A 13,808-nucleotide genomic window follows, 5' to 3' on the forward strand; every position below is an offset into this window, starting at 1 on the left:
ATCCTAAAGGAGGAAATCGCGATGAGCCAATCCGAAGAATTGGAACGCCAGCTCAGTGAACTGCTGACGGAAGGCGAAATTCGTGAGAATGAGGCCAAAAAGCGGGAACGACTCAGTCCCAAATATGAGGTGCGGGTTCAGACTCAAATGGACCCGATTGTCGAGGAGACCCGTAAATACCGGAAGATGGCACGTGAGCTTGATGACCGATATGACGAATATATGAGCAAGGCGGACAAATCGAAAGCAACCGATCAACGCTAAGCACCCCCCAAATACCTCTTGCCGAATGACCAAGGCATGGGGTATTTTGTATAATATATGGAGTTTTCTCCATGTTGAGCTGGACCGGGCAGGAGGAGCGAAGGAGGCGACATGTGCTGATTACCTATTTTAAGAGCGCTTACAAAAATGCCGGAATCCATCATAAGATGGTGCTGCTGATTACGGTGCTCATGCTGGTTAACTTTGCGGTTGTTGCAGTCATACTTAAATACGTATTTCATATTTATGATAATCAAATGTACAAAAAGACATCCGAGGTACTCAATATTTCTTCAATCGGCATTGAAAATGAACTGAAGGATGTTGAAAAAGTTACTTTTAAGGTCATAACGGACGAGCAGCTTCAGCGTTATTTGCTCCAGTTGGAAAAGGAAACATCACCTTATGTCAAAATGGTATTGCGCAAAAAAATAACGAATAGGCTTATTGCCTTCGCCGGTTCTGAAACCTATGTCTATTCTATGATGGTGATCGACAAAGAGGGACAGGTCATGAGTGCGGGCAACCGCGAAGGTATCCCCCAAGAGCTGCGATCTACCCTGACGGAGTTGGCAGACAAATATGACGGCTCCCATGCATGGTATGCGGCAGGCCATTCCTCCTTGCTGGCTGCACGGCAATTCAAATCCTTTACCGATTCCAATTTTACGCTGAATGGGCTCGGAACGCTTGCGATTCGTGTGCGAATTGACCGGATTGTTGCGGATCGTGTGCAGACTTCCGGCCGTGATGGACAGCTGATGATTACAGACGGAAGACGGATGATTTATCCCGAAACACCACTTTTAAGTGAGAGCGATATTCAGGCAGAGCTTGGACGGAAGCAGCCTTACGGGATTGCAACCTATACAGGCGGGACCTTTTTTGCCGCTCAAATCAAATCCTCTTATACGGGTTGGACGTATTTACATATAACTCCCTTTGATGACATGTTCCGCAGTATTACGATAATCAAAGAAATTGTAAGCGCAATTTTTGTCATTATGCTTCTTGTTGCACTGGCGCTGGGAGCTAGGTTATCAGGCAGCATTACCCAACCGATCGTTCAGTTGATCCAGAACATGCGTAAAATAGAAAAAGGCGATCTCGACCGTTTGGAAGAGGAAGCGCTTGGGGCCGTCCCCCTTTCCACACAGGATGAGGTCGGCCTCTTGCATCGGACGTATAAGAAGATGATTCGCCGCATCCGCGAGCTTATTAATGAGAATGTTGCCAAGCAGCTATTGCTGCGGGAAACGGAGCTGAAGGCGCTTCAGGCACAGATTAATCCACATTTTCTATACAATACTTTAGAGTCTGTGAACTGGCTCGCCAAGGCCAATAAGCAGGATCGGATTTCAGAGATGGTGGAAGCACTTGCTTTTCTATTACGTAGCACAGTCAGTTTTGAGGAGCAGTTGATTCCGCTTCAAAAAGAACTGGATATCGTGAGGAGCTACGTAACGATCCAAAAAACACGTTTTGACGAGCGGCTTGATTTTCACCTGGATGTCCCGGAAGAGCTGATGGACGCGCAAATCCCGAAGCTAACGCTTCAGCCTTTGGTGGAGAATGCGATCCATTATGCCCTGGAGCCGCGTATTGAACCGTGTCGGATCACTATAGTCGTGAGAGAAAGCGAGGGGGCACTGTTCCTGCGGGTTGAAGACGACGGTCCTGGAATGACCTCGGATTTCTTGGAAAAGCTGCGGAGCGGACAGATCACCACTCGTGGGCGGGGTATTGGACTTGCGAATATTCAAGAACGGATTAACCTGACATTTGGTACACCTTGGGGGATCGAGCTGCATAGCGAGACAGGAACAGGAACGTTAATTCATGTCTGTATTCCATATGTGAAAGGGGATCAGGGTCGTGTACAAGGTGCTACTGGTTGATGATGAGCGTATGATTTTGGAAGGCATATCACAGGTGGTCGATTGGGGCAAGGCAGGAACAAGGCTGGTAGGTACGGCACGTAATGGGATTGAGGCCTATGATCAAATCCAGGCTAGCCCGCCTGATTTTGTGATCAGCGATATTTCTATGCCAGGACTGGACGGTATCGGGCTTGTTGCCAAAACGACGGAGCATTTTCCAGACGTTCGTTTTATTCTGTTGTCTGGCTACAAAGATTTTGACTATGCCTGTCGGGCCATGCAATACGGGGTGAAGCACTACTTGTTGAAGCCCTGCAATGAGCGGCAAATTCATGAGGCTCTGACCGAGCTGGGACAGGAGCGGGAGGAACAGGAAGAACGCAAGCAGTTTGTGAATCGGATGAAGCTTGATTTTCAGCGTATGCTGCCACATGTGAAGGAGCATTTTTTGAAGGAGTTTATTTCCTATAAAACTTACGGCAGCCGTGATATCGCTTTTTATGAGCGTTTGTTCGGTCTGGAGTTGCAAAATAAGCAGGTTCGAATGCTGCTGCTGCGGGTGGAGGAGTCACACGAGCCGGAGCATTTGTTTGCGTTGCAAAATATAGCAGGGGATTTAATGGATCATGTCTTGCTCAGTACGACCATGCAAGGGCAGCTGCTGATTGTGCTGGAAAGTGAAGATGACACGTCCCGATTTATGAAACAGATTGAAGCGGTACGTACGACATTTCACCGTTTTTATAAGCTTGAGGTAACTATTGCAATTAGCGAGTCGGATAGCATGCAGCATTCGCGGGGGATGTACCGGGAGACATTGCATTGCATGAATCACCGTTTTTACACCGGGGAGGGCAGTCTCATTACGAAGGACGATTTGGCGGCTGAGGATACCCGGGAGATGGCAGACTTGGAGCTGGACGAGGAGAAGTTCGGTCTGCTGATCAAGGCTGGAAATAGGGAGGAAGTTGTACAGGAGGTGGATCGGCTATTCGGCATCCTGTCCCGTATGAAGCTGGAAATCTCCGTAACCCGTTCCTATGTGCTACAGCTCTATGCGGCCATGATCCGTATATGTCCTGAAGAAGAGCGTGCGGCGTTTACGAGCCGAATGGTCGTGCTGGCAGAGCAAAAAACGCTGGCATGTCTCAAATCTTTTGTACAGGAAGCAGCTGAACGAATGACTGCAATCTATTATAAAAGCAATGTATACCGGCAATCTTCCACGGTCGATAAAATGATCACGATTATTGAACAAAATTATAGAAAATCCGATCTCTCGCTGAACGGAGTGGCGGGGCAAATGCTCTATATGAATTCCGACTACTTAGGGAAAATTTTTAAAAAAGTGACAGGTGAAAACTTTTCGCATTATGTCAATCGTTACCGGATCGAACGCGCGGCTGAGCATATCCGGGAGACGGGAGACGTAAAGGTGTTTGAGCTGGCGGAATGGTTCGGCTTCGGCGGGAACGCGCAATATTTTAGCCAGGTATTCAAAAAATGGGCAGGTATGACCCCCTCCGAGTACATTAAATCACACGAGCGGGGATGAGCTGCTGAGTCCCTCTGTTTTTTAAACCTTTGAAATCTGATTTGTGTATTCCAATGTTTCTCTGCTTTTGGGAAAATAACGACAGGAGCAAATGTAAACGCTATCAAATAAGCGTAAGTACATTGTTATTTGTCATAGGGCTCCTTTCTAGAACAGCGAAAAGGGGAGAGATAGGTGGGCAAAAAGGGATGGTTTCTGATCATAGCAATGCTGCTCGTGTTGACGACGGCATGTAGTGGAGCGGACGGCGGAGGCAATTCGGGCACAAGTGCAGACGGGAAAGTAAAGTTGCGGATCGCTTGGTGGGGATCGGATACGCGCCACGAATATACGCAAAAGGTTATCGACTTGTATAAGCAAAAAAATCCGAATGTAACGATTGATGTGGAATATGCCTCTTTCGATGACTATTGGAAGAAGCTCGCACCGCAGGCGGCAGCCAATCAACTACCGGATATCGTGCAGATGGACATTTCGTATATTAGCCAATACGCGAAGAACGGCCAGCTGGAAGATATGGCGCCTTACTTGAATCAGAAAATCCAAGTCGCTGATGTGAACGAAAATGTACTCAAAACCGGGATCATTGCCGGAAAACAATACGGCATCCCAACAGGTGTCAATGTGCTGGGCTTCCAGTATGATCCGGCATTGCTCAAAAAAGCCGGCATAGACAAAATTCCTGATAACTGGACATGGGATCAATACAAAGAGCTGGCTTTGAAGGCAGCCTCCAATAAAGTTTACTTTGATAGCTCCATGGCTGCGGATATTTTCTTCCACTACTATTTGCGGACACATGGAAAATCTCTCTACAATACGGAAGGCACAGGATTGGGATATGACGACGATAAGCTGTTCGTTGATTTCTTCGGTGGTTTGGCTGAGCTGATTAAGAAGGGGGCGACACCGTCTCCTGAAGTCATGAACCAAACCAAGGGCATTCTTGAGGAATCGGATATCGTAAAAGGAACGGGCATCGGCATTTGGCAGTGGTCCAATCAGTATGTAGGCTTACAGCAGGTCGTGAATCGTCCCATGGCGCTTGCTCCGATGTTTGGACCGAATATAGAAAAAGGCGTGTATATGCAGCCTACAATGTACTGGGCAGTGGCTTCCCGTTCACAGGTGAAGGATGAGGCCGCCAAGTTTATTGATTTCTGGATGAACGATATAGAAGCGAATAAATTGATTAAAGGCGAACGCGGCGTACCGATTTCTGCCAAAATCAAGGAAGCTGTAGCGCCGGAGTTGAGCGAGGCAACGAAGCAGGTGTTTGAATTTGTGGCTTCCATGGAGCCAAAAGCTTCTCCCATGAGCCCACCACCACCGGTTGGATCGCCGGAAGTGATTGCTACTCTGACCGATTATATTGAGCAGGTCAATTTCGGACAGATGACACCTGAAGACGCAGCGGTCAAATTCCGGGCTGATGCGAATACCATCCTTGCGAATAACAAGCAGTAACAATGCAACGAGGGCTTTTGATATCTGACAACGATTAAGCCTAGGGTTGAAGGATTGTTTCGTTAGGTTAACCGTGCGTAGTACAAAGCATGTTTGCGCACGGTTGATCCGACGAGCCCATCGCAGAAGCTCCCTTTGTAGATATCAAAATAAAATTCACATAACAACGGTTTATGTACATATTTGAAATCGCCAATTTTAAAATGCAAGAGAAGGGAGGCTTGATGAGCTTGCGAAATCATCAGAGCTTGAAAGCCAATATGACCGGATATGCGTTTATCAGCCCGTTTATTGTGGGCTTTCTGGCATTTACGTTGATTCCAATGTTTATTTCGCTGTATCTGTCCTTTACCAGCTACAATCTGTTCACCCCGCCCAAATGGATTGGTCTGGGTAACTTCGAAAAAATGTTCACAGGCGACCCGAAGTACTGGAATTCGATCAGGGTCACGTTTACGTATGTATTGGTCGGTGTACCGTTGCGGCTGATTTTTGCGTTGTTTGTGGCGATGATTTTGAATACCAAGTCACGCATGGTGGGCACCTATCGGACGATGTACTATCTGCCTTCTATTATCGGGGGGAGCGTGGCAGTGTCCATCATGTGGCGCAATATTTTCAGTAATGAGGGCATTGTTAACAGCTTGCTTTGGGCCTTGGGGGCAACCCCGGTGAAATGGTTTGGTGATCCGAATGCTTCGCTAATGATGCTAATTACCTTGTCTGTCTGGCAATTTGGTTCATCCATGCTTATTTTTCTGGCAGGGCTGAAAAATATTCCGCATGAAATGTACGAAGCGTCCAGTGTGGACGGCGCTACACCAGTACGAAAATTTTTCAGTATTACGCTGCCGCTGCTAAGTCCGATCATTTTATTTAACTTGATTATGCAGACGATCAGTGCGTTTATGACCTTCGTTCCGGCCTATGTCATCTCCAAGGGTGAGGGAGGCCCAATGGATGGAACGATGCTGCATTCACTGTATCTGTTCCGGCAGGCGTTTATGTTCAGCAATATGGGATATGCGGCGGCAATGGCTTGGGTCATGCTCATAATGATTGCGATACTGACAGCGATTTTATTTATAACATCCAAATTCTGGGTGTTTTATGAAACGGAAAAGGGGCGCTGATAACAATGGCATGGAAAACGTTCAAATGGCCAATTTATCACATTCTGGTTGCTGCGCTGGCGCTCCTGATGCTGTACCCCGTGTTCTGGATGTTGTTCAGCTCATTTAAAGAAAGTCGGACGATCTTCGTCACGGCCTCCTCGCTGTTCCCTACAGAATGGATTTGGCAAAACTATGTAACAGGCTGGAAAGGCACAACGGGCTATAACTTCGGCACATATATCATGAATTCGCTCACGATCGTAGTGATTTCCACGATTGGAGCCGTGCTTTCTTCCTCATTGATCGCATTTGGCTTTGCACGCTTGAAATTCAAAGGGCGTAATTTGTGGTTTGCACTGATGATGGTGACGCTGATGCTGCCGGGAGATGTGGTGTTGGTGCCGCAATATATCATTTTTACCAAGCTTGGATGGATCAATACGATCCTACCGTTGGTGGTGCCATCCTTTTTCGGGATGCCGTTCTTTATCTTCCTGATGGTGCAGTTTATACGGACGATTCCAGCAGAGTTGGATGAAGCGGCGACGATTGACGGATGTGGCAAGTTCCGGTTGTATTTTCGGATTATTTTACCCTTGCTCAAATCCTCGCTGGCTACGGCGGCCATCTTCTCTTTCTACTGGAAGTGGGAGGATCTGTTAGGTCCGGTGCTATATTTGAATTCGCCCGAGAAATATACCGTATCGATTGCACTCAAAATGTTCCTCGACAGCGAGTCAGCCTCCAACTGGGGCGGAATGTTTGCGATGTCTATCTTAAGCCTGCTACCAGTTATCGCTGTATTCTTCGCTTTCCAAAAACAAATCGTAGAAGGAATGAGCACGAGTGGCCTGAAGGGCTAGAACCCAAAAAATGCATAGCGCGAGGATATTAAGCTTGTGCATAGAAATAGGCTGCACCTGCATATGCATACGATTGAATGATGAGTTTTTGGGGTCATGGCTGAGGAGTGAGTAAAATGTGGAAGTTTGATTTTGGTCCGGGGGAGCCTGCGGATGGCTACAAGGCCGTGCCCCCAGATTGTACTTATACAGCTGAACAGGGCTATGGCTTCGAGACTACGGAACATGTGTATGGGCGACAAAGGCAGAATTCAGCCAAGGATGCACGTACACGGCTGCGAAACAGCTTTTGTATTCCACTGAACGCTTCATTTATTGTAGATGTGCCGGACGGAATAGTTTTGGTCACCGTACTGCTTGGCGATCCACTGGCGGAAACGCTCACGCGGCTTCAGGCTGGCGAGGGCAAGCATATGCTGCCCCCGGTACACACGCTGCCGGGCCAGTTCACGGAGGCGATGTTTGCGGTGCCTGTCCGGGGTGGAAAATTGCGCCTAACCATATCTGGCACCGCACCGCGAATCAATGCGCTGGAGATTGCGCCAGCACCGCAGAGTCTCCGGCTATTTCTAGCCGGAGACTCCACGGTTACGGATCAAGGGCTGTCCGGCTATCCGTATACAGGCTGGGGCCAGGTTTTGCCGGCCCTGTTCAAGCATGATGTCTGCGTGGATAATCACGCCGTATCGGGGCGAAGCTCGAAAAGCTTCGTGGACGAGGGACGGCTGGACGCTATTTTGGAGGAAATGAAGGCAGGCGACTTCCTGTTCATCCAGTTTGGCCACAACGATCAGAAGCCTGATCCGCAGCGGGCTACGGAGCCTTTTACGACCTACAAGGAGCATCTGCGCCTGTATATCGACGGAGCAAGAAGCAAGGGTGGTACCCCAGTGTTAATAACGCCTGTACATCGTCGCTATTTTAACGAGGAGGGTACGCTGTCCGACACACATGGCGACTATATAACGGCGGTTCGCGAGCTGGCGGAAGAAGCGAACGTGCCGCTCATTGATTTGTCTACCCGCACGCAGGAGCTATATGAAGAGCTGGGCTCTGAAGCAAGCAAGGAGCTTTTTATGTGGCTGCTGCCTGGGGAATACATGAACTTTTCCGGTGGCCTGGAGGATAATACGCATTTTCATGAGCATGGTGCGATCCGGATTGCAAACATGGTGACGAGGGCTGTGAAGGAACTGGATTTGCAACCGCTGCGCATCTACTTACGTTGACGGATGACCTTTTTTGGAACAGGTGGCAAGGAGGGCAACTAACGTGAAGCTTACCAAAGGAGGAGACGTAGAAATGCCTGCATTGAGTTTTGATGAGGAACAGATTAAACAGGTGATCGACCGGGTAGTGGAACGCACGTTTCAAATGCACTATAGCTGGGACTGGCCGGGTGGAGTAGCCTTTTATGGAGTATGTGAAGCGTATGAAGCAACAGGCAATGAGAAGTATTTGATCCAGCTGAAAGAATGGATTGACGAGAATATCGAGGATGGACTGCCACCTCTGTCGGTAAATGGTGTTTCTGTCGGCCATTGTTTGTTGACGCTGCATCAGGCTACAGGGGAGCAAAAATACCTGGATATCGCCATCGAGATGGCAGAATTTTTGGTCAAAAAAGCGGAGCGGTTTGCTGACGGAATTTTCCAGCATACCGTGAATTCACTACATGATGTATTTCCGCAGCAGGCATGGGTGGATACGATGTTTATGGCCGGTTTTTATTTGCTGCGTATCGGTCATTTGCTAGGCAACAAGACATATTGGGAGGATGGCATCCGGCAATATCACGGACATGAGGAATTTTTGCAGGACCCGGATACGAATTTGTATTATCACGGCTGGGATCATGCGAACCAGAGCCGCATGTCGGGGATATACTGGGCACGCGGCAATTCATGGGCAGCCCTCACGATGGCCAAGGCGCTGAAATGTGTGGAGGTGCAGCATCCATCCTATATGATCATCGACGGCTCGCTGCGCGACCAGCTCAATGCATTGGTGCGGCTGCAATCTCCGGAAGGACTGTGGCATACAGTGCTGGATGATGATACCTCTTATCTGGAGACCTCCGGCTCGGCGGGGATTGCAACGGCTTTACTTATGCAGGGCCGACTGTTTAACAAATATACGCAAAAGGCGATCGACGGCATTCTTTCTCGTATTAAGGAGGACGGCACGGTGACTGGCGTATCCGCTGGAACTGCTGTCATGAACGATATAGATGGCTATCGCAACGTACCCTACAAACGCATTCAGGGATGGGGCCAGGGATTGACGCTTGCCTTTCTGGCCCAACTGCTGCGTACCAAGGAGAATCCATACGGGTAGAAAAGGGGCTAGAGGTATGGAGGTAAACATAGGTTGAAAGGAGGCTAATGGCATGGGTGATACTGAACTTTCTCAGGAAAAGGTGGCTAATCAGCCGCGAGGCGGTCTATTTTGGATCATCCCCGACGGATATATTCCACCGGAAAGCCGGGGAGAACTGCTCAGTCATGAGAGTATATGCGTGTTAAACTGTGGAAACTGTGCGGCAAAGCTGAGTATAGACATTTATTTTGAGGACCGTGAGCCATTGGAGGGTTTGATCGAGGTGGTGGAAGGAAGACGAACCCGTCATATCCGCACAGCCTCGCTCCAAAAGTCAGGCGAACGGATTCCGGCAGGTATCCCTTATGCAATTACGGTCGCTAGCGATGTGCCTATCATTGTACAATATAGCAGACTGGACACGACACAGCCGGAGCTGGCGTTAATGAGTGTCATGGCGTACCCGGTCTAGTCCACGAAAACGCTGAAGTTAAAAAACTCCAGGCTGGAATGGGGTCAGTCCCATGATCCAGCTTGGAGTTTTCTTTTTTGAAGGCAGATTAGTTACCTGTCTGCTTTTAATCCATTATTGCGATTTTGCCGAAGTTGTTTTGATTGGCGTGAAGCTTTTTCGCCCTCCGAAATTCGTACCCAGCACACCGACAATGATCATCACAGCACCAATAATGTGATAGTAGGCAAGCTGTTCCTTCAAAATATAAGCACCTGCCATCATGGAAATAAGGGTGGATAAATTACCGATCACACTCATTTTGGAGGCTTCGATCCACTTCAAGGCAAAGCTGGATAACAGCGAGGTGACGAGGGTGGACAGTATGCCTAGATAAGCCAGTGCCAGCCAGTAATCAGGCTTTACGAGTGGCGCGGTATAAGCGCTCATAGTACCGTCTATGGCATGATACCCCAAGGCCGCCAGATTAAAAACAATACATCCCAAAATGGAGGTAACGTAGGTCAATTCCATCGGGCTGTACTTTTGTGTCAATGGACGAGCCAGCACGTTATAGCCTGATAGGCATATAGCAGAGAGCACAAGCAGGAAAATACCGCCAAAGCTATTGGAAGCTAGCGGTGTCCCGCTTTTCATCACAAATATAAAAACCACACCAAAGACAGAGAGCAGTAGGGAAATCTTTTGAACCCCCGTTGTGCGCTCTTTAATAAAATAGGTAGCTAACAGGAGCGTAAAGATCGGAACAGTAGCTTGAATAATTCCACCCTCCGATGAAGAAGTACTCATCAGCCCGAACGCTTGCAAGGGGAAAAACAGTAACGGTGAAAGCAGCGCGAGTGGTAAAATGCGCAGCATATCACGCCACTTGATATTAACCTTGATCCAGCCAAGCAGCACTGGAAGGGTTAAAGCGATAAACGACAATGCAAAGCGGTGAGCAATCACATCCAGCGGACTTGCCTCCGTCACCGTCAGTTTTACAAATAAAAATGAGAAGCCAAGTATAGCTGCATAGCTGAGAGCTGCCAGATAGGCGACCCCATTTCTGGAACGATTGTGCATAATAAACCTCCGTTATCTGATCTTAACCTGTGGTTCTCTCAATATAACCGGATGGTATAACTTGATACAATCCAAAAAAAACACAACTGTACCGGTACAGTTGTGAATTAAAAAAAGCTGGAATGCAGTCCCAAAGGTCGGATAATTGTTGGTCAGATACCCGTATCTCCAGACTGCTTCCAGCTTATCATCTATTTCAGCTATCGCTTACTGCTCTACTTATTTACCATGTGACATCGCACGGAACGAATCTTCTGCCGCTTCCAGCGTGGCATCCACATCTTCGTCCGTATGCGCTGTTGTGAGGAACCAGGCTTCGAACTTGGATGGAGCCAGATGGATACCACGATTCAGCATGTGACGGAAGAAGGATGCGAACGCTTCGCTATCCGTGTCCTGCGCCTGTGCATAATTCGTGATCGGATGGTCGCAGAAATGCGTCGAGAACGCTCCACGAATGCGGTTGATCGTCAACGGCACGCCGTAGCGATCAGCGGAAGACTGAATACCGTCTGTCAGTCTCAAAGCCAGACGTTCCATCTCTTCATACACGCCTTCCCCTTGAAGAACTTCAAGGCAGGCGATGCCTGACGAGATGGAAGCCGGGTTGCCCGCCATTGTACCTGCCTGATAGGCCGGGCCGAGCGGGGCAACCTGCTCCATGATCCGCTTGCTGCCGCCGTAGGCACCAATCGGCAGACCGCCGCCCATGATTTTGCCCAGCGCGGTCAAATCCGGCTGAATCGCATCATGGTTGTCCAGGCCTGCATACGTTTGGGCGGAGCCGTAGTGGAAGCGGAAGGCGGTAATGACCTCGTCATAAATGACGAGGGAGCCGTTCGCCCGCGCCATCGAGCACAGCCCTTCCAGATAGCCTGGCTGCGGCATGACCATGCCGAAATTACCGACAATCGGCTCGACCATGACTGCCGCCACATCGTCGCTCCAGTGCTCCAATGCTTGGCGCAATGCGTCGAGGTCATTGAATGGCACGGTAATGACCTCGCTCGCAATGTTGGTTGTAATGCCCGCACTGTCAGGTATGCCCAGTGTGGAAGGGCCGGAGCCTGCGGCTACAAGTACCAGATCCGAGTGACCGTGGTAGCAGCCGGCAAATTTGATGATCTTGTTCCGCCCCGTATAGGCCCGTGCCACACGAATCGTCGTCATGACCGCTTCTGTGCCGGAATTCACAAACCGAACTTTATCCAATGAAGGAATGGCTTCCTTCAGCATCTTGGCCAGTTTGATTTCCAATGCCGTCGAGGTGCCATACAATACGCCATTCGCCGCCGCTTCGCTGATGGCCTTGGTAATATGGGGGTGAGCATGTCCGGTAATAATAGGGCCGTAGGCTGCCAAATAGTCGATATACTTATTGCCATCTTCATCCCAGAAATGAGCGCCTTGGGCGCGTTTCATGAATACTGGAGCACCGCCGCCTACAGCTTTAAAGGAGCGTGAAGGGCTGTTAACGCCCCCGACAATATGCTCCAGCGCTTCTTTATATAGTGCTTCGGAGTTTTCCCGTTTCATCATCAAAACTTCCTTTCCGTTCATTAAAATAGGGTATACACACGCCAAAGGGCAGCGTTCACGGCTGCCCCTGCATACATCATTATAGCTCTTTTTGTCTTGTCTTTGTTGTTGATTGTGTGGAAGCATCTTCAGTAGTGGTTTTATTGCCCCCGGTAAAGGAAGCTTTATCCGTCTTGGAAGACGATGCACTATCCGGCTGCTTCGTTTCGGTCTGGTCCTTGTTTTGTTCCTGTGTCTGCACAGGAGGATTGTTAAATATATCTTGCACATACGACTTCAATTTTTCGGGATCGCGGACGGTAAGTACTTCCGCGCCGCCCACATTTTCTTCGCCAAGCAGCTTCATCGATGGAACCTGTTCGCTGCCTGCAAAGCTGCTTTGGTACCCCACATTCGCCAGCTTCCACATATCGTTCACACTGAGATTTGTATCAATGTACGGGTTAACCTGCTCTAAAATATTGGGTAGATTAGCGATGGAAGTTGTAGTCTGCATTTTCTGAGCTACAGCCTCCAAAAATGCCCGTTGCCGTCCGGAACGGGAAAAGTCAGACATAGCATCGTGGCGGAACCGTACATATTGAAGCGCCGTCTTGCCGTCCAGATGCTGTAACCCTTTTTTCAAATCAATATCGTATTCGTGCTTATCCGCATTACTTGTATAATGCATATCCTTTTCCACTTCAAAATCAATGCCGCCTATAGCGTCCACCAGTTTAATAAAGCCCTGGAAATCGGTATATACATAATATTGCACCGGGATGCCGAGCAGATCACCGGCTGTCTTCATCGCCGTGTTGGGTCCATGAGTAATGGCAGTGTTGATCCGATTTTTTCCGTAGCCGGGAATATCCACGTACGTATCACGCAAAATAGAGAACAAGTGGATTTTTTTCTTCACAGGGTCCAGCGATACAACCATCATGCTGTCCGATCGTGGGACTTCCCCTTTCTGGATGCCACGGCCATCGACACCCATCAGCAAAATGTTGACCATATCGGTACCTTCCCACTTGGGCGGTTCTGGCGTACGAACCTGATCGACCTGCTTTACATTTTTGAAGGGGGAGTTAGCACCCTCTTTATGCAGATTTTCCAGCTGATTATAAATAGATGTAAAATAGTACACGGCAAAGCCGACAATCGCGACGATTACCACGGCTAGAACCGACCATATCGTCTTTTTGGTTCTGCTTGTCATGGATGCTCTCCCTTTCGCTTTTCAGTTCATTACATTATAATTTCTTTTTGGAGCACAATCAATTTAAC

12 protein-coding genes are annotated in these 13,808 nt (G+C 48.7%); 9 read left to right on the forward strand and 3 right to left on the reverse strand.

All coding sequences use genetic code 11. The features are described from left to right. The first annotated feature begins 21 nt into the window (after positions 1-21). The 9 genes from FKV70_RS17935 (at position 22) to FKV70_RS17975 (ending at position 9,935) form a co-directional block, all read left to right on the forward strand. On the forward strand, positions 22-264 hold the full coding sequence (locus FKV70_RS17935; protein ID WP_063211582.1) for a hypothetical protein: 243 nt from the start codon (positions 22-24) through the stop codon (positions 262-264). Between the two features lie 71 nt (positions 265-335). Beyond that, positions 336-2,162 carry a sensor histidine kinase gene (locus FKV70_RS17940; RefSeq protein WP_142613708.1) on the forward strand — a complete coding sequence of 609 codons (1,827 nt, stop codon included), beginning with the start codon at positions 336-338 and terminating at the stop codon, positions 2,160-2,162. Continuing rightward, positions 2,140-3,699, forward strand: coding sequence for a response regulator transcription factor (locus FKV70_RS17945; protein WP_142613709.1), 1,560 nt, complete (start codon positions 2,140-2,142; stop codon positions 3,697-3,699). The genes FKV70_RS17940 and FKV70_RS17945 overlap by 23 nt, the downstream gene beginning before the upstream one ends. Before the next feature lie 174 nt (positions 3,700-3,873). Further along, positions 3,874-5,166, forward strand: coding sequence for an ABC transporter substrate-binding protein (locus FKV70_RS17950; protein ID WP_142613710.1), 1,293 nt, complete (start codon positions 3,874-3,876; stop codon positions 5,164-5,166). 224 nt (positions 5,167-5,390) lie between these two features. After that, entirely contained in the window at positions 5,391-6,299 is a 909-nt protein-coding gene (locus FKV70_RS17955; RefSeq protein WP_142613711.1) for a carbohydrate ABC transporter permease, read from the forward strand. Between the two features lie 5 nt (positions 6,300-6,304). Further along, positions 6,305-7,144, forward strand: coding sequence for a carbohydrate ABC transporter permease (locus FKV70_RS17960; RefSeq protein WP_025685353.1), 840 nt, complete (start codon positions 6,305-6,307; stop codon positions 7,142-7,144). A 116-nt stretch (positions 7,145-7,260) separates the two neighbouring features. Further along, complete coding sequence (locus FKV70_RS17965) at positions 7,261-8,373, forward strand: rhamnogalacturonan acetylesterase (protein ID WP_142613712.1); 1,113 nt, start codon at positions 7,261-7,263, stop codon at positions 8,371-8,373. 73 nt (positions 8,374-8,446) lie between these two features. After that, positions 8,447-9,481: a glycoside hydrolase family 88/105 protein gene (locus FKV70_RS17970; protein WP_142613733.1), complete on the forward strand. Its 1,035-nt coding sequence runs from the start codon at positions 8,447-8,449 to the stop codon at positions 9,479-9,481. 52 nt (positions 9,482-9,533) lie between these two features. Next, a complete protein-coding gene (locus FKV70_RS17975) occupies positions 9,534-9,935 on the forward strand; it encodes a sensory rhodopsin transducer (protein ID WP_142613713.1) in 402 nt (133 codons plus the stop codon). A 114-nt stretch (positions 9,936-10,049) separates the two neighbouring features. Here FKV70_RS17975 and FKV70_RS17980 read toward each other — a convergent pair whose 3' ends face one another. The 3 genes from FKV70_RS17980 to FKV70_RS17990 all read right to left on the reverse strand — a co-directional run bounded on the left by FKV70_RS17980 (position 10,050) and on the right by FKV70_RS17990 (position 13,740). Then, the gene (locus tag FKV70_RS17980) at positions 10,050-11,000 is read right to left on the reverse strand and encodes a DMT family transporter (RefSeq protein ID WP_142613714.1); all 951 of its coding nucleotides are present in this window, start codon (positions 10,998-11,000) and stop codon (positions 10,050-10,052) included. 219 nt (positions 11,001-11,219) lie between these two features. After that, positions 11,220-12,536: a glutamate-1-semialdehyde 2,1-aminomutase gene (locus tag FKV70_RS17985; protein ID WP_280115090.1), complete on the reverse strand. Its 1,317-nt coding sequence runs from the start codon at positions 12,534-12,536 to the stop codon at positions 11,220-11,222. Positions 12,537-12,618: 82 nt separating this feature from the next. Next, positions 12,619-13,740, reverse strand: a complete 1,122-nt coding sequence (locus tag FKV70_RS17990) for an LCP family protein (RefSeq protein ID WP_142613715.1) — start codon at positions 13,738-13,740, stop codon at positions 12,619-12,621. Positions 13,741-13,808 lie beyond the last annotated feature (68 nt).

The sequence above is a fragment of the Paenibacillus ottowii genome (assembly GCF_006874425.1).
Classification (GTDB): domain Bacteria; phylum Bacillota; class Bacilli; order Paenibacillales; family Paenibacillaceae; genus Paenibacillus; species Paenibacillus ottowii.